Genomic DNA, 22,558 nt, shown 5'->3' on the forward strand with positions numbered 1-22,558 from the left:
CATTATTGGAGAGAAAGATGATCAAGCTCGGCATCGTGATGGACCCCATCGCAAACATCAACATCAAGAAAGATTCCAGCTTCGCCATGCTGCTGGAAGCGCAGCGTCGCGGCTATGAACTCCACTATATGGAGATGAACGATCTTTACCTGATCAACGGTGAAGCCCGCGCGCGCACCCGCATCGTTAACGTCGAGCAGAACTACGACAAATGGTATGAATTTGGCACAGAGCAGGACATTGCCCTGGCCGATCTCAACGTCATTCTGATGCGTAAAGATCCGCCGTTCGACACCGAGTATATCTACTGCACCTATATCCTTGAACGTGCAGAAGAGAAAGGCACGCTGATCGTCAACAAACCGCAGAGCCTGCGCGACTGTAACGAGAAGCTCTATACCGCCTGGTTCTCTGACCTGACCCCGGAAACCCTGGTGACCCGCAGCAAAGCGCAGTTGAAGGCATTCTGGCAGAAGCACGGCGACATCATCATGAAGCCGCTGGACGGGATGGGCGGCGCGTCGATTTTCCGCGTGAAGGAAGGCGACCCGAACATTGGCGTGATTGCCGAAACCCTGACCGAACTGGGCACCCGTTACTGCATGGCACAGAACTATATTCCGGCGATCAAGGACGGCGACAAACGCGTGCTGGTGGTGGATGGCGAACCGGTCCCTTACTGCCTGGCGCGTATCCCGCAGGGTGGCGAAACCCGTGGTAACCTGGCGGCCGGCGGTCGCGGTGAGCCGCGCCCGTTGACCGAAAGCGACTGGGAAATTGCCCGCCGCGTCGGCCCAACGCTGAAAGCCAAAGGCCTGATCTTCGTTGGCCTGGATATCATCGGCGATCGTCTGACCGAAGTGAACGTCACCAGCCCGACCTGCATTCGTGAAATTGAAGCGGAATTCCCGGTCTCGATCACCGGAATGCTGATGGACGCCATCGAAAAACGCCTGCAGAAATAACCCACCAATGAGTGACAGCGCCCGGGTTTCTCCGCATACTGGTCGCTGTCGCTTTTTAAACCAGGAAACAGTACCTCTGACAATGAATTTACAGCATCACTTTCTTATTGCCATGCCTGCTCTCCAGGACCCGATTTTTCGCCGCGCCGTGGTTTATATTTGTGAATACAATGAAGACGGCGCGATGGGTATTATCATTAATAAACCGCTGGAAAATCTTCAGGTTGAAGGGATTCTGGACAAGCTGAAAATCCCGGCTGAAGCGCGACTGCCGGAGATCCGGCTTGATAAGCCCGTGATGCTGGGTGGACCTCTTGCAGAAGATCGCGGCTTTATCCTGCATACGCCGCCGGTGTTCTCTTCCAGTATTCGAATTTCGGATAACACCGTCATCACCACCTCACGTGACGTGCTCGAAACGCTGGGCACCGCAGAGCAGCCTTCTGAAGTGCTGGTGGCGCTGGGCTATTCGTCGTGGGAGAAAGGCCAGCTTGAGCAGGAGATCCTCGATAACGCCTGGCTCACCGCGCCTGCGGACATGAATATCCTGTTTAAAACGCCGATAGCCGATCGCTGGCGCGACGCGGCGAAGCTGATTGGTATTGATATTCTGACCATGCCTGGCGTAGCGGGGCACGCCTGATGAGCGGAACGCTTCTGGCCTTCGATTTTGGTACCAAAAGCATCGGCGTCGCCGTGGGGCAGCGCATCACCGGTACCGCGCGTCCGCTTACCGCCCTGAAGGCCAACGACGGTACGCCGGACTGGAACCTCATTGAGCGTCTGCTCAAAGAGTGGCAGCCGGATGACGTGATTGTCGGATTACCGCTCAACATGGACGGTACCGAACAGCCGCTGACTGCCCGGGCGCGTAAGTTCGCCAATAAAATCCATGGTCGCTTTGGTGTCTCCGTGAAGCTGCACGACGAGCGTCTCAGCACCGTCGAAGCGCGTGCGGGTCTGTTTGAGCACGGTGGCTTCCGGGCGCTCAATAAAGGCAGCGTGGACTCCGCTTCTGCCGTCATCATCCTCGAAAGCTATTTCGAGCAGGGCTTTTAAGCACAGGGGCCTACAGCCGCCCCTGCGCCCGTCTCTCCGCCAGGCTTTGGTCAAAATTCTGCATGCCTGCCTGCTGTCCGGTTTGAATAATGCCGGGCAGCTGCCACGTTTTTCCTTCTCGTATCAGATTTGCCGCCGCCGCGGTATTCACCAGCAGCTCATACAGCGCGACGCGCCCGTCCTGTAAGTCAGGAACCAGCTTCTGCGCCAGCACCGCCCGCAGGCTGCCGGCCAGCTGGTTACGCACCGGATCTTTCTCCTGCGCCGGGAACGTATCGACCAGCCGCTCAATCGCCTGCGATGCCCCGCGCGTGTGCAGCGTCGCCAGCACCAGGTGCCCGGTCTCCGCTGCCGTTAGCGCCAGGCGGATCGTTTCGCTGTCGCGCAGCTCTCCCAGCAAAATCACGTCCGGATCCTGGCGTAAGGCACTGCGCAGCGCATCGGCAAATGACGGGCTGTGCTGGCCGATCTCCCGCTGCTGGATCAGGCAACGCTCGCTCTGATAGATAAACTCCACCGGATCTTCGAGCGTGAGAATATGGCCGTCAGTATGGTGGTTGAGAAAATCGACCATCGCCGCCAGCGTCGTGGATTTGCCGCTGCCGGTCGCCCCCGTCACCAGAATCAACCCGGACGCATTGGTTAACAGTTCCGGGATTGCCCTCGGCGCGCCCAGCGAAGCGAGCTGCGGACAGGTACGCGGCAACAGCCGCAGCGTCACAGAGACTCCGCGCATCTGCTTAAAGGCACTGCCGCGCAGGCGCTGGCCTCCCGCCACCGTAGCGGCAAAATCCACCTGCCCGCTGGCCCACCATATCCCCTGCTGCTCATCGTTGAGCCACGCTTTTAACAACGCCCCGAGGTCCGGAGAAGGAAACGGTGCCGGTTCAAGGCGGCCCGTTCTGCGCCAGCGAGGTGGCGAATCACTGCACAGGTGTAGATCGGAGACGTTATGCTTTACACTAAGGGCCACAATTTCTTCCACATCCATAGACTACTCCTCGGAAAATGAACGACATTGCGCATAACCTGGCACAGGTCCGGGACAAAATCTCAGCCGCCGCAACGCGTTGCGGCCGGGCTTCAGAAGAAATTACGCTGCTTGCAGTCAGCAAAACCAAGCCTGCGAGCGCCATCGCAGAAGCCATTGACGCAGGCCAGCGGGCGTTTGGTGAAAACTACGTCCAGGAAGGCGTGGATAAAATTCGCTACTTCCAGGAACAGGGGAAGACGGATCTGCAGTGGCACTTTATCGGCCCACTGCAGTCGAACAAAAGCCGTCTGGTGGCGGAGCACTTCGACTGGTGCCATACCGTTGACCGTCTGCGCATTGCGACACGCCTGAACGACCAGCGTCCGGCAGAGATGCCAGCGCTTAACGTGCTGATTCAAATCAACATCAGCGATGAAAACAGCAAGTCCGGTATTGCGCTGAGCGAGCTGGATGCGCTGGCAGCCGAGGTGGCCGAACTGCCGCGCTTAAGCCTGCGTGGTTTGATGGCAATCCCGGCGCCTGAGTCAAGTTATGAAAGGCAGTTTGCCGTGGCACAGCAAATGGCTGTAGCATTTGAGGCGCTTAAAGCGCGCTATAACACGGTAGACACGCTTTCTCTGGGCATGTCGGATGATATGGAAGCCGCCATTGCGGCAGGCAGCACGATGGTGCGCATCGGCACGGCAATTTTCGGTGCGCGCGACTACTCAAAATAATAAGGAAACCTGAGGAACGCCATGAAGACGTTGACTTTCCTGCTCTCAACGGTCATTGAGCTGTATACGATGGCGCTTTTGCTGCGCGTCTGGATGCAGTGGGCCCGCTGTGATTTTTACAATCCGTTCTCGCAGTTTGTCGTGAAAATCACGCAGCCTGTTGTCGGACCGCTGCGCCGTATTATCCCGGCCATGGGGCCCATCGACAGTTCGTCTCTGCTGGTGGCGTTTATTCTGAGCGTTATCAAAGCGATTGTGCTGTTTATGGTCTTCACCTTCCAGCCGATCATCTGGATTGTCGCCGTCCTGATTTTGATCAAAACCATCGGTCTGCTGATCTTCTGGGTGCTGCTGGTCATGGCGATCATGAGCTGGGTGAGCCAGGGCCGTAGCCCGGTGGAGTACGCCTTGATTCAGCTGACCGAGCCGCTGCTGCGCCCGATCCGTAACCTGCTTCCGTCTATGGGCGGCATCGATTTTTCGCCGATGATCCTGGTTCTGCTGCTCTATGTGATCAACATGGGGGTCGCTGAACTGCTGCAGTCCACGGGCGATATGCTGCTGCCGGGGCTGTGGATGGCGCTATGAGTGCCGTAAGCACCTGCGCTGACGGGCTGGTTTTACGGCTGTATATTCAGCCGAAAGCCAGCCGTGACGGTATTGTTGGACTGCATGGCGACGAGTTAAAAGTCGCCATCACTGCCCCGCCCGTTGACGGCCAGGCGAACGCGCATCTGACCAAATATCTGGCAAAACAGTTTCGCGTCGCCAAAAGCCAGGTCATCATTGAAAAAGGCGAACTGGGGCGACATAAACAAGTAAAAATCCTTAATCCGCAATCTATCCCGACGGAAGTCGCGGCTCTGACAGAACAGGACTAAACCATGCAGAAAGTTGTTCTCGCGACCGGCAACGCCGGTAAAGTGCGCGAGCTGGCCTCGCTATTAAATGATTTTGGTCTGGACGTGGTCGCCCAGACCGATCTTGGCGTGGATTCCGCCGAAGAGACGGGGCTGACGTTTATCGAAAACGCGATCCTCAAAGCACGCCATGCCGCGCAGATTACGGGCCTGCCCGCGATTGCCGACGACTCCGGCCTGGCCGTAGACGCCCTCGGCGGCGCGCCGGGGATCTACTCTGCGCGCTATTCCGGCGTTGACGCTACCGACCAGCAGAATCTGGAAAAGCTGCTTGTCGCCCTGAAAGACGTCCCGGACGAGCAGCGCACCGCGCAGTTCCACTGCGTGCTGGTCTATCTGCGTCACGCGGAAGACCCTACGCCGATCGTCTGCCACGGCAGCTGGCCGGGCGTGATTACCCGTGAAGCGGCTGGCAACGGCGGCTTTGGTTACGACCCGATTTTCTTTGTCCCTTCCGAGGGCAAAACCGCTGCGGAACTGACCCGCGAAGAAAAAAGCGCGATATCCCACCGCGGACGCGCGCTGAAACTGTTACTGGAAGCACTGCGTAATGGCTAATTTGCCACCTCTGAGTCTTTATATTCACATCCCGTGGTGCGTGCAAAAATGCCCGTACTGTGATTTCAACTCGCACGCGCTGAAGGGCGAAGTGCCGCACGATGACTACGTTGCGCATCTGCTGGCCGACCTGGATGCCGATGTACCTTACGCACAGGGACGTGAAGTTAAGACCATTTTCATTGGTGGCGGTACGCCGAGCCTGCTGTCAGGCCCGGCGATGCAAACGCTGCTGGACGGCGTGCGCGCGCGCCTGAACCTGGCAGCGGATGCTGAAATTACGATGGAAGCCAACCCCGGCACCGTTGAGGCCGACCGTTTTGTCGACTATCAGCGCGCGGGCGTGAACCGCATCTCCATCGGCGTGCAGAGCTTTAGCGAGCCGAAGCTGAAGCGCCTGGGGCGTATTCACGGCCCGGAAGAGGCGAAGCGCGCGGCAAACCTGGCGACCGGCCTGGGCCTGCGCAGCTTTAACCTGGATCTGATGCACGGCCTGCCGGATCAGTCGCTGGACGAGGCGCTGGACGATTTGCGCCAGGCCATTGCGCTGAATCCCCCTCATCTGTCGTGGTACCAGCTCACCATCGAGCCCAACACCCTGTTTGGCTCGCGTCCGCCGGTGCTGCCGGATGACGACGCGCTGTGGGATATCTTCGAGCAGGGTCACCAGCTGTTAACCGCTGCGGGCTATCAGCAGTACGAAACGTCGGCCTATGCGAAGCCGGGCTATCAGTGTCAGCACAACCTGAACTACTGGCGCTTTGGCGACTATCTGGGCATTGGCTGCGGCGCGCACGGCAAGGTGACCTTCCCGGACGGGCGTATTCTGCGTACTGCCAAAACCCGCCACCCGCGCGGGTATATGGAAGGCCGCTACCTGGAGCGTCAGCACGACGTCGAGGCGGCGGATAAGCCGTTTGAGTTCTTTATGAACCGCTTCCGTCTGCTGGAAGCCGCGCCGCGCGCTGAGTTTGCGCTGTACACCGGGCTGCCGGAGTCGGTGATTCGCCCGCAGATCGACGAAGCGCTGGCGCAGGGGTATCTCACGGAATGTGAGGAATACTGGCAGATCACCGAGCACGGCAAACTGTTCCTCAATTCCCTTCTTGAGCTGTTCCTCGCCGAAGAAGCTGAAGGCTGATTCAGGATTTTGCATCCCGTTCTGCCGGCTGAGGGAAAGGCTGGCAGAGTGTGGAGATGATCGACCTGAAGAAACAGTCGATCACCATGGGTAAAGGATGTTAAAAAGCGTTCACCATGTCCCCGGACCGTACACCCTAAAAGGGAGAGGGTTAGGGTTAGGGGACCTTACTTCAGCGTCCCCACCAGCGCCTTCCGGCTATCTTCCAGCGACACCACGCGCTTACACACGTCTTTGCCGAACTGCTGGAAATCATCTTCCTGGTTTTTCCACTCGTTCTGAATGGAGGTTTGCAGGCCGCCCAGACTGCCCAGCACGCCCTGCAGCGGGTTACCGCCGCCTTTCAGCACCGCTTTGGCGCCCATCTCGTTGATGCTGTCCTGCAGGATGCCGCCCATCGCCTGGTTCACCAGCTGCTGCCCGTCAGCACGGACCTGATCGATCGCCTTGTAGTGGAACGTCAGGCCGTCGGAGCGCGTCTCGATAATGCGGTTCATCTGTTCTTTAAGCTGCTTGTCCAGCTTCGTCAGGCGGGTGCGCATGTTACTGCTCTCACCCACCTCTTTGGTGATGATCTTATCCAGCGCCACGCGGCTCTTTTCGACGCGCGTCAGGGCACCTTCATTAATCCACGGCAGCGCGGTACGCAATTCGGACTGGTAGTCTTTCGCCTGCTCGCGCTGTGCGGCAGTCAGGTTGTACTGTTTGCCGTTATAGGTGACGTTCCCTTCTGGCGTAATCACCAGATTGCCGTTCTCGCCTTTGACCTGCACGGTTTGCGGGCTTAACACCACGTCATCACGCGGGGTGACGCTACATTGATAATCCGCATGGGCGGTGAATCCGGTTGCCATCAAAGCAACTGCCAGCAACGTTTTGCGCATCTTAAACACTCCCTCAGACAAAACGGGCCAGCTAATGCTGGCCCTTGACTGCTTTATTAGTCCCACCAAACGTCGAAAAGTTCGCTGACGCGGACATCTTCGAGCTTGTGGTCTTCAAGCCATTTACGGACCAGAGCCTGATGTTCTTCGGTGCATTTACCCACTTCCTGGGTGCAGATCAGACCTTCCCAGGCCAGATAGCCGCTACCGTCGAAGGCCAGTTTGTTTGGCTCGATCACCTCGTTGATGAACGCATCCACGTCCTGATCGATCTGCTCAACGCTGGTGCCTTCCGGGAAACGCCACGCAACGGAGAAGCCCACTTCCTGGAATTCTTCGATGTGCATCTTTTTACGCAGACGACGGCTACGATTCTTTGCCATTATTTCACCCTCTCGAACATTAAGTCCCATACACCGTGACCAAGACGATGGCCACGCTGTTCAAATTTCGTTACCGGACGCGATTCCGGACGCGGTACATAGTCGTTGCTCGCAGACTGGTTTTTGTAACCGTCGAGCGACGACATCACTTCCAGCATATGTTCCGCATACGGTTCCCAGTCGGTCGCCATATGGAAGACACCGCCCAGCTTCAGCTTGCTTTTAACCAGCTCGGCAAACGGCGCCTGAACGATACGGCGTTTATTATGACGCGCTTTGTGCCACGGGTCAGGGAAAAAGAGCTGAACCATGGTTAAAGAATTGTCAGGAATCATTTTGTGCAGCACTTCCACCGCGTCGTGACACATCACGCGCAGGTTCTCAACGCCCTCTTCATGGGCCGTTGCCAGACACGCACCGACGCCCGGGGAGTGGACTTCGATACCGAGGAAGTTCTGCTCCGGGCGCGCTTTCGCCATGGTCACCAGCGAGGCGCCCATACCGAAGCCAATTTCCAGCGTGACCGGCGCGTCGCGGCCAAACAGCTCGGCAAAATCCAGAGGCTGCTCGCTGAACTCAACGCCCATCACCGGCCAGTAGTTGTCCAGCGCGTGTTGCTGACCTTTTGTCAGGCGGCCCTGACGACGGACAAAGCTGCGAATACGGCGCAGCGGGCGACCGTTTTCATCAAATTCCGGTGAAATGACGTCGTTTTTCATAAAAGAGTTGTCTGCTTGTGAGAATGTTCGGGAAACGGGCATTATCCAAAGTTAAGGCTTCTATGCAAGCATGGGAAAGATCCGGTTTACAGCAGATTGACGCTGTGCTGCAATCTGCGTCCCTGATTATGCGAATCGATGACCATGCAAGCCTCTCAATTTTCAGCCCAGGTGCTGGACTGGTACGACAAATACGGGCGTAAAACCCTGCCCTGGCAAATTGAAAAAACGCCTTACAAAGTATGGCTCTCCGAGGTGATGTTGCAACAAACGCAGGTCGCCACGGTAATCCCTTACTTCGAGCGTTTTATGGCGCGCTTCCCGACGGTCACCGATCTGGCCAACGCCCCGCTGGACGAGGTGCTGCACCTGTGGACCGGTCTTGGCTATTACGCGCGCGCGCGTAACCTTCACAAGGCCGCACAGCAGGTCGCCACGCGCCACAACGGGAAATTCCCGGAAACCTTCGACGAGGTGGCCGATCTCCCCGGCGTCGGACGCTCAACCGCAGGCGCTATTCTCTCCCTGTCTTTAGGCAAGCATTTCCCGATCCTCGACGGCAACGTAAAGCGCGTGCTGGCACGCTGCTATGCCGTTGACGGCTGGCCGGGGAAGAAGGACGTTGAAAAACGCCTGTGGGAAATCAGTGAAGCGGTCACTCCGGCGAAAGGGGTGGAGCGTTTTAACCAGGCGATGATGGATCTTGGCGCGATGGTCTGCACGCGCTCAAAACCCAAATGCGAGCTCTGCCCGGTGAATAATCTCTGCGTGGCGTATGCCAACCATTCCTGGGCGCAGTATCCGGGTAAGAAACCCAAACAGACGCTGCCGGAGCGCACCGGCTATATGCTGCTGATGCAACACGGCGATGAGGTCTTCCTGGCCCAGCGTCCGCCGAGCGGTCTTTGGGGTGGTCTATACTGCTTCCCACAGTTTGAAGATGAAGACTTGCTGCGTGAATGGCTTAAACAGCGTGGGATTGCTGCCGATAACCTGACACAGCTGACCGCGTTTCGCCACACCTTCAGCCATTTCCATCTGGATATTGTGCCGATGTGGCTTCCCGTGTCCTCCTTCGCCTCGTGCATGGATGAAGGCACCGCTCTCTGGTATAACTTAGCGCAACCGCCATCAGTCGGGCTGGCGGCTCCCGTGGAGCGCCTGTTACAGCAATTACGTGCCGGTGCAATGGTTTAGCATCGACAAGAAAAAGAGGAATGAGTATGGCCAGAACGATTTTTTGTACTTTCCTGCAGCGTGATGCTGAGGGCCAGGATTTCCAGCTTTATCCGGGCGAGCTGGGTAAACGCATCTACAATGAAATCTCCAAAGAAGCCTGGGGACAGTGGCAGAAAAAGCAGACAATGCTGATTAACGAGAAGAAACTCAGCATGATGAACCCGGAACACCGCAAGCTGCTGGAGCAGGAGATGGTGAGCTTCCTGTTCGAAGGTAAAGACGTGCACATCGAAGGCTATACGCCACCGGAAAAATAACATCGAGCGGCTGTTGCCCGGCGGCGCTTCGCTTGCACGGGCCTACGGTTTTGTAGGCCGGGTAAGCGCAGCGCCACCCGGCGAAAGCAACGACTAAGCAAACACAACACGCACTCCCGGAATGATGAAAAAACTTTTAGCGCTAGCCCTTGTTGCGCCGTTGCTCGTCTCGTGTTCGTCAAAAAAAGGCGATGATTACAACGAAGCCTGGATCAAGGACACCAACGGTTTTGACATTTTGATGGGGCAGTTTGCCCACAACATCGAGAACATATGGGGATTTAACGAAGTTCTTATTGCCGGACCTAAGGACTACGTTAAGTACACCGACGCCTATCTGACCCGTAGCCACATCAACTTTGATGAGGGGACGATCACGATTGAGACCATCGCAGGCACAGACCCTGCGGCTCGACTCCGTCAGGCCATTATCAAAACCCTGCTGATGGGTGACGATCCGGGCTCTATCGATCTCTACTCCGATGCCGACGATATCACCATCTCGAAAGAGCCGTTCCTGTACGGTCAGGTCGTCGATCAGACCGGCCAGCCGATCCGCTGGGAAGGTCGCGCCACGAAATTTGCCGACTACCTGCTGCAAACGCGCCTGAAGAGCCGCTCTAACGGTCTGAAGATTATCTACAGCGTCACCATCAACCTCGTCCCGAACCACCTCGACAAGCGTGCGCATAAGTATCTGGGCATGGTGCGTCAGGCCTCGCGTAAATACGGCGTGGATGAGTCGCTGATCCTGGCGATTATGCAGACCGAATCCTCGTTTAACCCGTATGCGGTAAGCCGTTCCGACGCCCTGGGGCTGATGCAGGTGGTGCAGCACAGCGCCGGTAAAGACGTGTTCCGCGCGCAGGGCAAATCCGGCACGCCGAGCCGCAGCTATCTGTTCGACCCGCAGAGCAACATTGATACCGGCACGGCCTATCTGGCGATGCTGAACAATGTCTACCTCGGCGGCATCGACAACCCGACGTCGCGTCGCTATGCGGTGATCACCGCCTATAACGGCGGCGCGGGCAGCGTGCTGCGCGTCTTCTCAAATGACAAAGTGCAGGCCGCAAACATCATCAACAGCATGGCGCCAGGGGATGTCTACGCCACCCTGACCACCCGCCACCCGTCCGCGGAATCCCGTCGTTATCTGTATAAGGTGAATACGGCGCAGAAGAACTACCGTCGCCGGTGATCCGCACACCTTCTCCTGCAAGGAGAAGGTGTTCTGCTTCTCCCCACCCATACGAAAATGTTATTTGCATCACAATCCAAACTGCAAATTAATGTGGATTGCATTTTTTTGCGGGAGGTAACAAAACATATCGTTGCCAACTGATAGAATTGCATCAAATAACAACCCTGAATGTTTCTATAACAACATATCTCCCGCTCACTTGTGAGGAAAGTAACATGAACCTTAAGCTGCAGCTTAAAATATTGTCGTTTCTGCAGTTCTGCCTGTGGGGTAGCTGGCTGACTACACTCGGCTCCTATATGTTTGTGACGCTCAAGTTCGATGGTGCGTCAATCGGTGCCGTCTACAGCTCGCTCGGTATTGCGGCTGTCTTCATGCCAACGCTGCTGGGGATCGTGGCGGATAAATGGTTAAGCGCCAAATGGCTGTACATGCTTTGCCACCTGGTGGGCGCGGGGACGCTGTTTATGGCAGCCCAGGTGACCACGCCGGGGGCGATGTTCATGGTGATTCTGCTCAACTCGCTGGCCTATATGCCAACGCTTGGGCTGATCAACACCATCTCCTACTACCGCCTGAAGTCCGCGGATATGGATATCGTGACCGATTTCCCGCCAATCCGTATCTGGGGCACCATCGGCTTTATCATGGCAATGTGGGGCGTAAGCTTCGCGGGCTTCGAACTGAGCCATATGCAGCTGTATATCGGTGCGGCGCTCTCCGTATTGCTGGCGATCTTCACCCTGACGCTGCCAACCATTCCGGTGTCTAACCAGCAGAAAAACCAGAGCTGGACCACCATGCTCGGCCTGGATGCCTTCGCGCTGTTCAAAAACAAACGCATGGCGATCTTCTTCATCTTCTCCATGCTGCTGGGCGCGGAGCTGCAGATCACCAACATGTTCGGCAACACCTTCCTGCACAGCTTCGATAACAACCCGCTGTTCTCCGGCAGCTTTATCGTTGAGCATGCGTCGGTGATGATGTCCATCTCTCAGATCTCTGAGACGCTGTTCATCCTGACCATCCCGTTCTTCCTGAGCCGCTACGGCATCAAGAACGTCATGCTGATCAGTATCGCGGCGTGGATGCTGCGCTTCGGTCTGTTCGCCTACGGCGACCCAAGCCCGTTCGGCACGGTGCTGCTGGTGCTGTCGATGATTGTTTACGGCTGCGCCTTCGACTTCTTCAACATCTCCGGCTCGGTGTTTGTGGAAAAAGAGGTTAAACCTGAAATCCGCGCCAGCGCGCAGGGTATGTTCCTGATGATGACCAACGGCTTCGGCTGTATTCTGGGCGGCGTGGTGAGCGGTAAAGTGGTTGAGATGTACACCACCAACGGCATCACCAACTGGCAGCCGGTGTGGCTGATCTTCGCGGCGTACTCGCTGGTGCTGTTCTTCGCGTTCATCGCGCTGTTCAAGTACAAGCACGTGCGTGAGCCGCACGGTGCGCAGCCAATAGCGCATTGATTGTTGTGCCCGGTGGCGCTGCGCTTACCGGGCCTACAAAACCAGACCGTAGGCCGGGTAAGGCGAAGCCGCCACCCGGCTATTTTATTGCAGAAAGCACCCACCCCACCGACAGCAAATCCGCGCTGCCGCCCGGGCTCAGGTTCCGTTCAATCAGTGCGTTATCCATTCTGCTCAACGCCTCGCGGTCCCAGCCGTTATCCAGCAGTTCCCGCGCGTAGCCCTGAACGTAGCGCAACCCTTCCATGCCGGCGCGCGACACGAGATTACTGTCCTGATTGACGGCCATCAGGCGCAACAGCAGGCCGTGAAGCGACTGTCCGTTCCACGAATCTAAAGCCTTACGCACCGTCGCAAAGCCGCTCTCCGCCTCCCCGCGCGCGCCGGTTAAGCCGTACTGCTTAAACTGCCGCTCGCCCGCCGTCGCCTGTCCGCTGCGTGCGGCCAGCTCCCGCGACACCAGCCCGCGGCAGATGTTACTCACCTCACAGCAGAGGTTCTCTGCGGAGACATTTTTCACACGCCCGGCGGCGAAGCACAGTAACCCCAGGGCAAAAATGCCGCCCTTGTGGGTGTTCACTCCGTTCGTCGCGGCATACATCGCCTGCTCGCAGGCCAGCCCCATCGGGCGGAGAAGTCGTAGCTGTTCCCCAGCCGGTTTATCCGCATGCGCGCTGCCCAGCTCGGCAAAACGCGAAAACCACGGCGTAATCGCCGCAATGCTGCGGACAAACAGCGCGTGGTCCATATCGCGATGGGAACCGTTGTTGAGCCTGTCCACCAGCCCCGGCTTGGGCGTCAGCTCCAGCTCCTGCCACAGCGCCGCTTCGGCAAGCGCGGGCACGTCAGCCGGGCGCGGTTTAGTCGCGAGCAAACCAGTCATCGATCGTCTTCTCCACGCGGGAAACCACCTGCTCAACGGGGTGGTTGCGCGAACGGGAACAGGCGTGGGCGGGCGCGTCGCAGATCAGGCAGCGCCTGAGATTCGCCCCCAGCGACTGACGCCCGACGTGGCCGTGCTGAGGGCAAATCACGTCCAGATCCCACAGCCTGCCGAGCGGGTGCGTCTGCTCCAGATCCGCACAGTGCGCTTTGATTTCCACCGCCGGATGGGCCACGCACCACAGGGCTTCGGGCCCGGTCGGGAGCCACAGCACCTGGCGGTCCAGCACCTGCCAGCGGTTTTCCCACAGCAGCTGGTCGCACATCTGCAGCGCCACGCCCATGGTATTGCGGTAGCGCAGGCTGTCCTTGATTTCCCCCGGCGTGACCAGCGTGAGGGAGATCACCGGTTGTTGATAGTGCTCAAGCATGTCAGCCTGGCGCGCTGCGCGGCGCTCTTTCGCCGCCAGCAGTTCGTCAAGGCTGACACCCGCCCGCACGGGTGTCGCTAAAGTCATACGTCCTCCTTCACCTGTCGCACGGTGTCGATCACGCTGCCGTCGCGGTAGCGGATCACCCCGACGATTTTGTCGGTGAACTCAATCGGTTTCGGGACGCCGGTCAGGGAGATCGCCCGTTCATACAGCGCGTTGATATCCACAACCTTCAGCCCGGCTTCCAGCAGCCGCTCGCGGATTTCCGGGCGCGCCGGGTTGACCGCGATGCCGTGATCGGTAACCAGGACATCGATGCTCTCCCCCGGCGTAAGGCGCGTGGTAACGCGCTTCACCACCGTCGGAATGCGGCTGCGCAGCAGCGGCGCGACCACAATGGTCAGATTCGCCGCGGCGGCCACGTCGCAGTGCCCGCCGGACGCGCCGCGCATCACGCCGTCTGAGCCGGTGATGACGTTGACGTTGAACTCGACGTCGATCTCCAGGGCGCTGAGGATCACCACGTCGAGCTGGTCGCAGCTTGCCGCCTTGCTGCCGGGGTTGGCGTAGACGTTGGTGGAGATCTCCACGTGGTTCGGGTTACGCGCCAGCGAGGCCGCCGCCTGACCGTCAAAGCACTGGGTATCGAGCAGCTTTTCGATGAGCCCCTTCTCGTGCAGATCCACCAGGCTGCCGGTGATGCCGCCGAGCGCAAAGCGCGCCTTCACGCCGCTGCGCTCCATCTTCTCTTCCATAAAACGGGTGCAGGCCGTGGCCGCCGCGCCGGAGCCGGTCTGCATCGAGAAGCCCGGTTTAAAGTAGCCGGAATGCTCGATCACATCCGCCGCATAGCGGGCAATCATCAGCTCGCGCGGGTTGCTGGTGACGCGCGCCGCGCCGACGCTGATTTTCGCCGGGTCGCCCACGCTCTCCACCTGCACGATGTAGTCCACCTGGTCCTGCACCAGGCTGGCGGGCATATTGGGGAACGGCACCAGCTCTTCGGTCAGCAGCACCACTTTGCGGGCAAAGTGCGCGTCCACCATGGCGTAGCCCAGCGAGCCGCAGCACGATTTTCCGTGCGTCCCGTTGGCGTTGCCAAACGCATCGCTGCACGGCACGCCGAGAAACGCCACGTCGATATTCAGCTCGCCGTCCTGGAGCAGCTTCACGCGCCCGCCGTGGGAGTGAATTTGCACCGGCTCGTCCATCAGCCCGTGGGAGATGGCGTCTGCCAGCCTGCCGCGCATGCCCGAGGTGTAAATCCGGGTGATGACGCCGCTTTCGATATGCTCGATCAGCGCGTCGTTGCAGGTCATCAGCGAGCTGGAGGCCAGCGTCAGGTTTTTGAAGCCCATCCGCGCCAGCAGCGCCACGACGGTGTTGATCACCCGGTCGCCTTCGCGAAACGCATGGTGGAAGGAGATGGTCATCCCGTCCTGCAGGCCACAGCGTTTAACCGCCTCTTCAATGGAGGCGCAGAGCTTGCGGCTGTGCTTCGCATCGCTGTCCGCCAGCCACGGCGTGGCGCTGTGGGCGGTATCAAACGGTTTTAAGTCCCGCAGATGGGGAAAATTCACGTGAAGAAGTTCAGTCTGATTCATTGTCTTATCCTTACCGACGCACGCCGGAGGCCGCCGCGCGCTCCAGCACCACCTGCGCGTGGTTAATAATCGGTGCATCCACCATTTTGCCGTTGAGCGACACCACGCCCAGGCCGTTACGTTCGCCCTCTTCTGCCGCCTCAATCACCCTTCTGGCGTGATCCACCTCTTCCTGCGTCGGGGCGTAGGCGTTGTGCAACAGGTCAATCTGGCGCGGGTTAATCAGCGATTTGCCGTTGAAGCCCATCTTGCGGATCAGATCGACCTCGCGCAGGAACCCGGCCTCGTCGTTAACGTCTGACCACACCACGTCGAAGGCGTCGATACCCGCCGCGCGGGCGGCGTGCAGCACGGCGCAGCGGGCGTAGAACAGCTCGGTGCCGTCGCCGCGCTCGGTCTGCATATCCATCACGTAGTCAAAGGCGGCCAGCGCAATGCCGATGAGGCGCGGAGAGCTGCGGGCAATCGCCACGGCGTTGATGACGCCAATGGCCGATTCAATCGCCGCCATCACGCGGGTGGAGCCGACCTCGCGGCCGCACGCCTGCTCGATGCGCTCGAGGTGGCCCTCCAGCTCGTAAATGTCGTCCGGGGTATCGGTTTTCGGCAGACGGATCACGTCCACGCCGGCCCGCACGGCGGCTTCCAGATCCAGCAGACCAAACGGCGTGCTCAGCGGGTTAATGCGCACCACGGTTTCGATATCCTGATACATCGGGTGCGACAGCGCGTGGAACACCAGCATGCGCGCCGTATCCTTCTCGCGCAGGGCAACGGCGTCCTCAAGGTCAAACATGATAGAGTCGGGACGGTAGATAAAGGCGGTAGAGAGCATGGCGGCGTTAGCGCCCGGCAGGAACAGCATACTGCGGCGGAGTTTGCTCATTTCAGCGCCCCCCAGTTGATGGCCTGTTCATCGGCGGCACGCATCAGCGCGCTTTGCAGGCGGGCGCGGATCACACAGTCCAGCGCCCCTTTGTCTTCAATAATGATTAATCCCTGGTGCACGTTCATGGCGCGCAATGTGTCGTTGACCACCTGGCGTATTTGCTCGCCAAACTGCTTAATCACTTCGCTGTGGATGACGATCTCCAGCTCGCCGTGAGCGGGAGCGATTTTCACCATCAGGTCGCTGGACTCCTGCGTTCCGGCCAGCGCCTCCCTTACAATTTTCATGATAAATTCCTGGTAGTTAAGCGACTTCCGCACTCGCTCGGTAATGCGTTTCGAGATGCGCGAAGGTGGAGTCCGGGACAATCTCCCGGATCCGGGAAAACTGCTGTGTCTTCAGTAAGCGGCGCACTTCGGACGCCGATATGGCGTTACCGGTGGCCTTGATGCGCGGCATTTCCACCACCTCGATATGCGAGGCCAGCAGGTCGTGCAGCGTCTGGTTGTACTGGCGGGTGATATCGCAGAACGGCTCCGAGCCGATGAAGCGGTGCGTGATGCCGAGCGCCGGGGCGATGAAGTCCCGGAAGATCAGCACGTCGATCTCGCTCCACGCCTGCTGCACCTTGCCGGTCTCCTTCAGGAAGTAGGCCGGAAAGGTGGCGCGAGAGATGATGTACTGCGAGCCCTCATGCACCACCACGTTCGGCAGGTGCGCCACGCCCGCGCGCACCATCTCGAGACGCGCGCTGAACGGGAAGAACGACGCGTCTTCGCGCACCACGAACAGATGCAGGGCGTCACACCGCGCTGCCGCCTGCTCCACCAGATGGCGGTGGCCGAGGGTAAACGGATTGGCGTTCATCACGATGGCGCCAATATTCTCCCCACATTTGCGGCTCGTGCGCAGAGAACGGCAGTAGCGTTCGATCCCCTGCGGCGTGTTTTCCATCAGCACGGCGTTGTTCCCGCTCTGGGCAATCGGCCAGAAGCCGCTGCGGGCAAAGCGCTCCCGGTTGCACGGCCGGGTGCAGAGGAAGAGGTGAAAATGGCCGCGCTCCAGCGCCGCATTTTGCACCTCCGCCAGCAGCCGCGCGCTGAGGTTCTCGCCGCGAAGCTGCTCGTTGACCGCCACACACTTGATGACGTTGGCGGCAAGCCCTGCGCAACCCACCAGCTGCGGGCCGGACCAGGCTTCGACGAACAGCGTGATGTCGTTGTCCAGGCCAAGGCCGCTGTCTGCCAGCAGATAACGGATCTGACTCAAGCGTTCCGGGTGTTTCGCCACCAGCGTGTGGCGAAAATCGATGGGTTGCGATTGCATGCTGCCGCCTTACTTAATGTGCTGCCGCAAGCCCGACGGCTGGCGCTTCCACGATCACGTTGCTGAGATGACCGATATGCTCGATCTCCACCTCAATGCGATCGCCCTCTTTCATAAACAGCGGCGGATTGCGCTTTTTACCCACCCCGCCCGGGGATCCGGTGATGATCACATCGCCAGGACTTAAGCGGGTGAAGGTGCTGATGTACTCGATCAGCTCCGCCACCTTGTGGATCATGCTGCTGGTGTTGTCTTCCTGCACCATGCGGCCATTCAACCAGGTGCGGATTGCCAGTTGGTGCGGATCCGGGATCTCGTCCGCCGTCGCCATCCACGGGCCAAACGCGCCGGTTTTGCGCCAGTTTTTACCGGCGGTAAACCAGGTGTGCTGCCAGTCGCGGGCGGAGCCGTCCATGTAGCAGCTGTAGCCGGCCACGTGGCGCAGGGCGTCGTCGCGGCTGATGTTCTCCCCGCCTTTACCGATGATCACCGCCAGCTCGCCTTCGTAATCGAATTCGCTGGAGTGGCGCGGCTTCAGCACCGGCTCGTTGTGGCCGGTCTGTGAGTCCGGGAAGCGGACAAACAGCGTCGGGGCCGGGTTGTGCTGGTCAAACTCCTTGCGCTTGTCGGCGTAGTTCATGCCCACGCAGAGGATTTTTTCCGGCTGCTCAATCACCGGTAAGAAGGTGATGGCGCTCATCGGCACGTCCACGGCATCGTTCAGGTAGCGGGTGGCCTGCGCCAGCCCGTTGCCCTGCAGCAGCGCCTTAAGGTCGCTGTAGCGGTCGCCCAGACGGCGGCCCAAATCAATCACGCCGTCGGCCTGGACGATGCCGTAGCTGCGTTTTCCCTGGTATAAAAAGCTTGCGAGTTTCATTGTTCTTTCCTGAAAACTTAAACGAGGAAGTTGCCCAGAATCAGCAGAGAGATGGAGACGTTAATCGCCCCGCCGATACGGGTAGCAATCTGGGCGAACGGCATCAGGCTCATGCGGTTGCCTGCGGTCAGGATCGCCACGTCGCCGGTACCGCCCTGGCCGCTCTGGCAGCAGGAGACGATGGCGACATCAATCGGGTGCATGCCAATCTTTTTGCCGACGAAGAACCCGGTCGCCACCAGCGCGGAGACGGTGCTGATAATCACCAGCAGGTTGGTCAGCGTGAAGGCGGCCACCAGTTCATGCCATGGGGTGATGGCCACGCCAACGGCAAAGAGAATCGGGTAGGTCACGGAGGTCTGGAAGAACTTGTACACCACCTGCGAGCCTTCCAGCAGACGTGGAGAAGCACCGTTGCAGAGCTTCACCAGCACCGCCATAAACAGCATGCCGACCGGCGCAGGCAGGCCAATCAGCTTGTGGCCGAGCATGCCCAGCATGTAGAGCAGCACCGCCAGCAGCGCGCCGGAGGCGATGGTAGTGACGTCCGCCTTGCCGGAGAACGCAGGCTGAGAGACGGTGGCATCGGCATTGGCGCGGTTAGGCATCAGCTGACCTTCACCGGTCAGGTGTGGATAACGCTTGCCCAGCTGGTTCAGGCACCCGGAGATAATGATGGCAGTCAGACCGCCGAGCATGACCATCGGCAGCACGCGTCCGAGCGCCACGCCCTGGTCCATATGCAGCAGGGTGGCATAGCCGATGGAAAGCGGGATTGCCCCTTCCCCGACGCCGCCCGCCATGATCGGCAGGATGATAAAGAAGAAGATCTGGAATGGCTCAAGACCCAGCGCCAGGCCGACGCCCATCCCCACCAGCATGCCGACGATTTCGCCGCACAGCATCGGGAAGAAGATGCGCAGGAAGCCCTGAATCAGCACCGTGCGGTTCATGCTCATGATGCTGCCGACAATAATGCAGCAGATATAGAGGTAGAGAATGTTGGTGGATTTGTAGAACTTGGTCGTAGACTCGACCACCACGTCCGGCAGCAGGCCGTAATAGACCAGCGCGGAAGGGATAAAGGTGGCGCAAATCGCCGCCGCACCGAGCTTGCCGACAATCGGCAGGCGTTTGCCAAACTCACCGCAGGCAAAGCCGAAGAAGGCCAGCGTCGCCACCATCACCACGATATCGCTCGGCAGTTTTCCGCCCAGGCAATCAATGGCGATCAGCGCGCCCGCCAGAACGAACAGCGGCAGAGGAATAATCCCGATTTTCCAGGTATCCATAATATGCCACCAGCGCTCTTTAAGCGAAGGCCGCTGAATTTCAATCGGGTCGTGGGTAACAGAGAAAGAATCGTCAGTTGTGCTCATAATAAGCCCCTTGGTTATTTTGTGCGTTCAGCTTAGAGTCACAAAGGCTTACTTTATGTGAGGAATGGCATATTAAAAGCGAAGTTTTAATGGCAGCTATGGTTTTAATGGTTTCTTTTATTTAATGTGATTTACGCCTTATTTATGACCGTGGTTTTTATGGTTTCTTTTCTGAATTGAACAAACAAATAACATTTATTCGTGCAGCCAGAGGCCACCCGTCTTTGGGATAACGCTTTTACAACGCCCGCTGTGCAAGGGATCACAAGTTTTCGGCAAAGCGGACGTCCGCGCGAAAAAAGATGATATATTGGCGTTCTTTGTCGCTACCTTGCGTGAGAGTTATGAAAGTCTCTTTCCAGATAAAGCTGTTTATTTCGCTGGTTGCCTTTTTCTCAGTGCTTTTTGCGTTACTGGGCGGATATTATTATGCCGATGTCGGGAAACAGCTTTATCAGGAAATGAGTACGCGCGCCAAAATACAGGCTGAAGAGATTGCGCTTATTCCAACATTGCGATATGAAGTTGAACAAAAGAATATCGCCGCCATCCATGATTTTATGCAGAAGATTTCTGCGCACAGTGACGCCAGCTTTATTGTGATTGGTGATAATAAGGGCCAGCATCTTTTTCACTCCGTCTTCGCCGACAGAGTGGGCACCACGCTGGTAGGCGGTGACAACGAAGCCGTATTGCAGGGTAAAAGCACCACCACCATCCGCAAAGGCGGGTTGGGTATTTCGCTGCGCAGTAAGGCCCCCATCTTCAACGCTGCCGGACAGGTGGTCGGCATTGTTTCGGTCGGCTATCTCACCAGCTACCTGGACACCATTACCGTCAGTAAAGTGGTCAATATCCTGATTGCCGCGGTGCTGCTGCTGATTGCTCTCTTTATCTTCTCCTGGTTCTTTACCCGCAGTATTAAGAAGCAGATCTTCTCCCTCGAGCCGCGCGAGATCGGCCTGCTGGTGCGCCAGCAGAAGGCGTTGATGGAGTCTATTTATGAAGGCGTAATTGCCATTGACGATCAAAGGCGGATTGAAGTCATCAACCAGGCGGCGCGCAAGCTGCTGGGGCTGAGCCAGCCGGCCCGTGAGCTTCGCGGGCAGCTGATAAGCCAGGTGATCGATCCGGTCCCGTTCTTCGACACGCAGACGATGCTGGCGAAAGATACCCATGATGAGATTTGCCGTTTTAACGATCTCACGGTGATTGCCAGCCGGGTCCACATCATGCTTGAGGGATCGCTGCAGGGCTGGGTGATCACCTTCCGCGATCGCAACGAGATCGACTCGCTGAGCGCCCAGCTCAGCCAGGTCAAACGCTACGTCGATAACCTTCGCATCATGCGCCATGAGCAGTTAAACCGGATGACTACCCTCTCCGGTCTGCTGCATATGGGCCGCTATGAGGAGGCGATTGGCTACATTCAGGCGCAGTCTGAACACGCTCAGGAGCTGCTGGACTTTATCTCTTCGCGCTTCAGCTCCCCGACCCTGTGCGGCCTGCTGCTGGGGAAAGCCGCCCGCGCGCGGGAGAAAGGGGTCGAGCTGAGTTTCGACCCGGCCTGTCGGTTGGACAGGCCGTTCCTGCCGTTGGGGGAACAAGAGCTGATTTCGATTATTGGCAACCTGCTGGATAACGCTATCGAAGCGACGCAGCGGTCGCCGCTTCCCCACGCGCCGGTGGAGGTGCTGATAAAGCTCAGCGAACAGGAGCTGATTATTGAAGTGGCCGACCAGGGCGTTGGCATCAAGCCGGAGATCCGTGAGCGGATCTTTGAGCGCGGCATCACCACCAAAACGCGCGGCGATCATGGGATTGGTCTGTATCTGATCGAAAGCTATGTCACACAGGCTGGCGGCGCGATAGAAGTTGCCGATAATATCCCGCGCGGCGCCATTTTCTCCCTGTTTATCCCGGCCACGGGGACCGCCCGGCAACTGGAAGACACCGACTATGCAACATGAACTTATCGACGTACTGATTGTTGAAGACGAGAACGAGCTGGCGCAACTGCACGCGGAGCTGATAAGCAAGCATCCGCGTCTGAGGCTGGTGGGCATTGCCTCGTCGCTGGCTGCGGCCCAGGCAGAGCTTGCAAGCAAACAGCCGCAGCTGGTGCTGCTGGATAACTATCTGCCCGACGGCAAAGGGATCTCGCTGATCAATAACCCCATGCTGGCCCGCGCCAACTGCTCGGTCATTTTTATTACTGCCGCCAGCGATATGGACACCTGCAGCCAGGCGATCCGCAACGGCGCGTTCGACTACATCCTCAAACCCGTCTCCTGGAAGCGGCTCAGCCAGTCGCTGGAGCGGTTTGTGCAGTTTGCCGAACAGCAGCGCGTCTGGAAGATTGTCGACCAGCAGAACGTCGATTCGCTGTATCAGCTTCAGGCGAAAAACTACCGCCAGGACAACGGCAGCAAGGGCATTGAGGAAAATACCCTGGCGCGGGTGCAGTCGCTGTTTAACGACAAGGCAACGCACTGCTTTACCGTGGATGAGGTGGTGAGCGAGACGGGACTGAGTAAAACCACCACCCGTCGCTATCTGGAGCACTGCGTAGAGACCGGGTTTCTCAGCGTGGAGATGCTGTACGGCAAGATTGGGCACCCGAGGAGGATGTACCGGCGCGCAGAAGCCTGAAGCG

At 58.4% G+C, this 22,558-nt stretch carries 26 protein-coding genes; 14 read left to right on the forward strand and 12 right to left on the reverse strand.

What is annotated here, in order from left to right; translation table 11 throughout:
* The first annotated feature begins 17 nt into the window (after nucleotides 1-17).
* The 3 genes from gshB to ruvX all read left to right on the forward strand — a co-directional run bounded on the left by gshB (nucleotide 18) and on the right by ruvX (nucleotide 2,024).
* Nucleotides 18-965, forward strand: coding sequence for a glutathione synthase (gshB, locus tag AA74_RS0111955; RefSeq protein ID WP_008499751.1), 948 nt, complete (start codon nucleotides 18-20; stop codon nucleotides 963-965).
* Nucleotides 966-1,047: 82 nt separating this feature from the next.
* Complete coding sequence (locus AA74_RS0111960) at nucleotides 1,048-1,608, forward strand: YqgE/AlgH family protein (protein WP_008499752.1); 561 nt, start codon at nucleotides 1,048-1,050, stop codon at nucleotides 1,606-1,608.
* The gene (gene ruvX, locus AA74_RS0111965; RefSeq protein ID WP_021242076.1) at nucleotides 1,608-2,024 is read left to right on the forward strand and encodes a Holliday junction resolvase RuvX; all 417 of its coding nucleotides are present in this window, start codon (nucleotides 1,608-1,610) and stop codon (nucleotides 2,022-2,024) included. The genes AA74_RS0111960 and ruvX overlap by 1 nt, the downstream gene beginning before the upstream one ends.
* 10 nt (nucleotides 2,025-2,034) lie before the next feature.
* On the opposite strand, the gene AA74_RS0111970 is transcribed toward ruvX, so the two are convergent.
* On the reverse strand, nucleotides 2,035-3,015 hold the full coding sequence (locus AA74_RS0111970) for a type IV pilus twitching motility protein PilT (protein ID WP_025912467.1): 981 nt from the start codon (nucleotides 3,013-3,015) through the stop codon (nucleotides 2,035-2,037).
* Between the two features lie 17 nt (nucleotides 3,016-3,032).
* On the opposite strand from AA74_RS0111970, the gene AA74_RS0111975 reads away from it, so the two are divergent.
* From AA74_RS0111975 to hemW, 5 genes are read left to right on the forward strand one after another with little or no spacing between them, the layout of a single operon-like run.
* The gene (locus AA74_RS0111975) at nucleotides 3,033-3,734 is read left to right on the forward strand and encodes a YggS family pyridoxal phosphate-dependent enzyme (protein WP_008499756.1); all 702 of its coding nucleotides are present in this window, start codon (nucleotides 3,033-3,035) and stop codon (nucleotides 3,732-3,734) included.
* 21 nt (nucleotides 3,735-3,755) lie between these two features.
* Nucleotides 3,756-4,322 (forward strand): YggT family protein, encoded by a 567-nt coding sequence (locus AA74_RS0111980; RefSeq protein ID WP_008499757.1) that lies wholly within the window; start codon nucleotides 3,756-3,758, stop codon nucleotides 4,320-4,322.
* Nucleotides 4,319-4,615 carry a DUF167 family protein YggU gene (yggU, locus tag AA74_RS0111985; protein ID WP_008499758.1) on the forward strand — a complete coding sequence of 99 codons (297 nt, stop codon included), beginning with the start codon at nucleotides 4,319-4,321 and terminating at the stop codon, nucleotides 4,613-4,615. The genes AA74_RS0111980 and yggU overlap by 4 nt, the downstream gene beginning before the upstream one ends.
* A 3-nt stretch (nucleotides 4,616-4,618) precedes the next feature.
* On the forward strand, nucleotides 4,619-5,212 hold the full coding sequence (locus AA74_RS0111990; RefSeq protein WP_025912468.1) for an XTP/dITP diphosphatase: 594 nt from the start codon (nucleotides 4,619-4,621) through the stop codon (nucleotides 5,210-5,212).
* A complete protein-coding gene (gene hemW / locus AA74_RS0111995) occupies nucleotides 5,205-6,353 on the forward strand; it encodes a radical SAM family heme chaperone HemW (RefSeq protein ID WP_025912469.1) in 1,149 nt (382 codons plus the stop codon). The genes AA74_RS0111990 and hemW overlap by 8 nt, the downstream gene beginning before the upstream one ends.
* Before the next feature lie 167 nt (nucleotides 6,354-6,520).
* Here hemW and AA74_RS0112000 read toward each other — a convergent pair whose 3' ends face one another.
* The 3 genes from AA74_RS0112000 to trmB are packed head-to-tail and all read right to left on the reverse strand — an operon-like array spanning nucleotide 6,521 to nucleotide 8,339.
* Nucleotides 6,521-7,237, reverse strand: a complete 717-nt coding sequence (locus AA74_RS0112000) for a DUF2884 domain-containing protein (RefSeq protein ID WP_008499762.1) — start codon at nucleotides 7,235-7,237, stop codon at nucleotides 6,521-6,523.
* Between the two features lie 56 nt (nucleotides 7,238-7,293).
* Entirely contained in the window at nucleotides 7,294-7,620 is a 327-nt protein-coding gene (locus tag AA74_RS0112005) for a YggL family protein (protein WP_003862421.1), read from the reverse strand.
* Complete coding sequence (gene trmB, locus AA74_RS0112010; RefSeq protein WP_025912470.1) at nucleotides 7,620-8,339, reverse strand: tRNA (guanosine(46)-N7)-methyltransferase TrmB; 720 nt, start codon at nucleotides 8,337-8,339, stop codon at nucleotides 7,620-7,622. Before trmB ends, AA74_RS0112005 begins: the two co-directional genes overlap by 1 nt.
* A gap of 144 nt (nucleotides 8,340-8,483) precedes the next feature.
* Here trmB and mutY point away from each other — a divergent pair, with 144 nt between their 5' ends.
* The 4 genes from mutY (at nucleotide 8,484) to AA74_RS0112030 (ending at nucleotide 12,511) form a co-directional block, all read left to right on the forward strand.
* A complete protein-coding gene (mutY, locus tag AA74_RS0112015; RefSeq protein WP_172644125.1) occupies nucleotides 8,484-9,536 on the forward strand; it encodes an A/G-specific adenine glycosylase in 1,053 nt (350 codons plus the stop codon).
* A gap of 26 nt (nucleotides 9,537-9,562) precedes the next feature.
* The gene (locus AA74_RS0112020) at nucleotides 9,563-9,835 is read left to right on the forward strand and encodes an oxidative damage protection protein (protein ID WP_008499765.1); all 273 of its coding nucleotides are present in this window, start codon (nucleotides 9,563-9,565) and stop codon (nucleotides 9,833-9,835) included.
* 124 nt (nucleotides 9,836-9,959) lie between these two features.
* Nucleotides 9,960-11,036 (forward strand): membrane-bound lytic murein transglycosylase MltC, encoded by a 1,077-nt coding sequence (gene mltC, locus AA74_RS0112025; protein ID WP_021242082.1) that lies wholly within the window; start codon nucleotides 9,960-9,962, stop codon nucleotides 11,034-11,036.
* A 218-nt stretch (nucleotides 11,037-11,254) separates the two neighbouring features.
* Nucleotides 11,255-12,511 carry a nucleoside permease gene (locus AA74_RS0112030; RefSeq protein WP_025912472.1) on the forward strand — a complete coding sequence of 419 codons (1,257 nt, stop codon included), beginning with the start codon at nucleotides 11,255-11,257 and terminating at the stop codon, nucleotides 12,509-12,511.
* Between the two features lie 79 nt (nucleotides 12,512-12,590).
* Here the strand turns inward: AA74_RS0112030 and citG are convergent, their stop codons facing one another.
* The 8 genes from citG to AA74_RS0112070 are packed head-to-tail and all read right to left on the reverse strand — an operon-like array spanning nucleotide 12,591 to nucleotide 19,902.
* Entirely contained in the window at nucleotides 12,591-13,394 is an 804-nt protein-coding gene (citG, locus tag AA74_RS0112035; RefSeq protein ID WP_025912473.1) for a triphosphoribosyl-dephospho-CoA synthase CitG, read from the reverse strand.
* Nucleotides 13,372-13,911: a citrate lyase holo-[acyl-carrier protein] synthase gene (citX, locus tag AA74_RS0112040; RefSeq protein ID WP_023618643.1), complete on the reverse strand. Its 540-nt coding sequence runs from the start codon at nucleotides 13,909-13,911 to the stop codon at nucleotides 13,372-13,374. Before citX ends, citG begins: the two co-directional genes overlap by 23 nt.
* Nucleotides 13,908-15,431, reverse strand: a complete 1,524-nt coding sequence (citF, locus tag AA74_RS0112045) for a citrate lyase subunit alpha (protein ID WP_025912474.1) — start codon at nucleotides 15,429-15,431, stop codon at nucleotides 13,908-13,910. Before citF ends, citX begins: the two co-directional genes overlap by 4 nt.
* A gap of 10 nt (nucleotides 15,432-15,441) precedes the next feature.
* Nucleotides 15,442-16,317 carry a citrate (pro-3S)-lyase subunit beta gene (citE, locus tag AA74_RS0112050; RefSeq protein ID WP_021242086.1) on the reverse strand — a complete coding sequence of 292 codons (876 nt, stop codon included), beginning with the start codon at nucleotides 16,315-16,317 and terminating at the stop codon, nucleotides 15,442-15,444.
* Complete coding sequence (gene citD, locus AA74_RS0112055) at nucleotides 16,314-16,607, reverse strand: citrate lyase acyl carrier protein (RefSeq protein ID WP_008499773.1); 294 nt, start codon at nucleotides 16,605-16,607, stop codon at nucleotides 16,314-16,316. The genes citE and citD overlap by 4 nt, the downstream gene beginning before the upstream one ends.
* A 16-nt stretch (nucleotides 16,608-16,623) precedes the next feature.
* Entirely contained in the window at nucleotides 16,624-17,646 is a 1,023-nt protein-coding gene (citC, locus tag AA74_RS0112060) for a [citrate (pro-3S)-lyase] ligase (RefSeq protein ID WP_025912475.1), read from the reverse strand.
* 13 nt (nucleotides 17,647-17,659) lie between these two features.
* Nucleotides 17,660-18,523, reverse strand: a complete 864-nt coding sequence (locus tag AA74_RS0112065) for a fumarylacetoacetate hydrolase family protein (RefSeq protein ID WP_021242089.1) — start codon at nucleotides 18,521-18,523, stop codon at nucleotides 17,660-17,662.
* A 17-nt stretch (nucleotides 18,524-18,540) separates the two neighbouring features.
* Nucleotides 18,541-19,902 (reverse strand): 2-hydroxycarboxylate transporter family protein, encoded by a 1,362-nt coding sequence (locus AA74_RS0112070; protein WP_021242090.1) that lies wholly within the window; start codon nucleotides 19,900-19,902, stop codon nucleotides 18,541-18,543.
* Nucleotides 19,903-20,246: 344 nt separating this feature from the next.
* On the opposite strand from AA74_RS0112070, the gene AA74_RS0112075 reads away from it, so the two are divergent.
* A complete protein-coding gene (locus AA74_RS0112075) occupies nucleotides 20,247-21,872 on the forward strand; it encodes a sensor histidine kinase (RefSeq protein ID WP_025912476.1) in 1,626 nt (541 codons plus the stop codon).
* On the forward strand, nucleotides 21,862-22,554 hold the full coding sequence (locus tag AA74_RS0112080; protein WP_008499779.1) for a response regulator: 693 nt from the start codon (nucleotides 21,862-21,864) through the stop codon (nucleotides 22,552-22,554). The genes AA74_RS0112075 and AA74_RS0112080 overlap by 11 nt, the downstream gene beginning before the upstream one ends.
* Nucleotides 22,555-22,558 lie beyond the last annotated feature (4 nt).

The sequence above is a fragment of the Enterobacter sp. 5-4 genome (assembly GCF_000612205.1).
Classification (GTDB): Bacteria; Pseudomonadota; Gammaproteobacteria; order Enterobacterales; family Enterobacteriaceae; genus Enterobacter; species Enterobacter roggenkampii.

Excerpts from the sequence above, each read along its gene's own strand:
- AA74_RS0111990 (WP_025912468.1), top strand. The coding sequence starts at position 4,619 with ATGCAGAAAGTTGTTCTCGCGACCGGCAACGCCGGTAAAGTGCGCGAG.
- citD (WP_008499773.1), bottom strand. The coding sequence starts at position 16,607 with ATGAAAATTGTAAGGGAGGCGCTGGCCGGAACGCAGGAGTCCAGCGAC.
- trmB (WP_025912470.1), bottom strand. The coding sequence starts at position 8,339 with ATGAAAAACGACGTCATTTCACCGGAATTTGATGAAAACGGTCGCCCG.
- citF (WP_025912474.1), bottom strand. The coding sequence starts at position 15,431 with ATGAATCAGACTGAACTTCTTCACGTGAATTTTCCCCATCTGCGGGAC.
- AA74_RS0112005 (WP_003862421.1), bottom strand. The coding sequence starts at position 7,620 with ATGGCAAAGAATCGTAGCCGTCGTCTGCGTAAAAAGATGCACATCGAA.
- citE (WP_021242086.1), bottom strand. The coding sequence starts at position 16,317 with ATGAGCAAACTCCGCCGCAGTATGCTGTTCCTGCCGGGCGCTAACGCC.
- AA74_RS0111980 (WP_008499757.1), top strand. The coding sequence starts at position 3,756 with ATGAAGACGTTGACTTTCCTGCTCTCAACGGTCATTGAGCTGTATACG.
- AA74_RS0111960 (WP_008499752.1), top strand. The coding sequence starts at position 1,048 with ATGAATTTACAGCATCACTTTCTTATTGCCATGCCTGCTCTCCAGGAC.
- citX (WP_023618643.1), bottom strand. The coding sequence starts at position 13,911 with ATGACTTTAGCGACACCCGTGCGGGCGGGTGTCAGCCTTGACGAACTG.
- AA74_RS0112020 (WP_008499765.1), top strand. The coding sequence starts at position 9,563 with ATGGCCAGAACGATTTTTTGTACTTTCCTGCAGCGTGATGCTGAGGGC.
- AA74_RS0112080 (WP_008499779.1), top strand. The coding sequence starts at position 21,862 with ATGCAACATGAACTTATCGACGTACTGATTGTTGAAGACGAGAACGAG.
- gshB (WP_008499751.1), top strand. The coding sequence starts at position 18 with ATGATCAAGCTCGGCATCGTGATGGACCCCATCGCAAACATCAACATC.
- AA74_RS0112075 (WP_025912476.1), top strand. The coding sequence starts at position 20,247 with ATGAAAGTCTCTTTCCAGATAAAGCTGTTTATTTCGCTGGTTGCCTTT.
- AA74_RS0111970 (WP_025912467.1), bottom strand. The coding sequence starts at position 3,015 with ATGGATGTGGAAGAAATTGTGGCCCTTAGTGTAAAGCATAACGTCTCC.
- mltC (WP_021242082.1), top strand. The coding sequence starts at position 9,960 with ATGAAAAAACTTTTAGCGCTAGCCCTTGTTGCGCCGTTGCTCGTCTCG.
- AA74_RS0112070 (WP_021242090.1), bottom strand. The coding sequence starts at position 19,902 with ATGAGCACAACTGACGATTCTTTCTCTGTTACCCACGACCCGATTGAA.
- AA74_RS0112030 (WP_025912472.1), top strand. The coding sequence starts at position 11,255 with ATGAACCTTAAGCTGCAGCTTAAAATATTGTCGTTTCTGCAGTTCTGC.
- hemW (WP_025912469.1), top strand. The coding sequence starts at position 5,205 with ATGGCTAATTTGCCACCTCTGAGTCTTTATATTCACATCCCGTGGTGC.
- citG (WP_025912473.1), bottom strand. The coding sequence starts at position 13,394 with ATGACTGGTTTGCTCGCGACTAAACCGCGCCCGGCTGACGTGCCCGCG.
- ruvX (WP_021242076.1), top strand. The coding sequence starts at position 1,608 with ATGAGCGGAACGCTTCTGGCCTTCGATTTTGGTACCAAAAGCATCGGC.
- AA74_RS0111975 (WP_008499756.1), top strand. The coding sequence starts at position 3,033 with ATGAACGACATTGCGCATAACCTGGCACAGGTCCGGGACAAAATCTCA.
- AA74_RS0112065 (WP_021242089.1), bottom strand. The coding sequence starts at position 18,523 with ATGAAACTCGCAAGCTTTTTATACCAGGGAAAACGCAGCTACGGCATC.
- AA74_RS0112000 (WP_008499762.1), bottom strand. The coding sequence starts at position 7,237 with ATGCGCAAAACGTTGCTGGCAGTTGCTTTGATGGCAACCGGATTCACC.
- mutY (WP_172644125.1), top strand. The coding sequence starts at position 8,484 with ATGCAAGCCTCTCAATTTTCAGCCCAGGTGCTGGACTGGTACGACAAA.
- yggU (WP_008499758.1), top strand. The coding sequence starts at position 4,319 with ATGAGTGCCGTAAGCACCTGCGCTGACGGGCTGGTTTTACGGCTGTAT.
- citC (WP_025912475.1), bottom strand. The coding sequence starts at position 17,646 with ATGCAATCGCAACCCATCGATTTTCGCCACACGCTGGTGGCGAAACAC.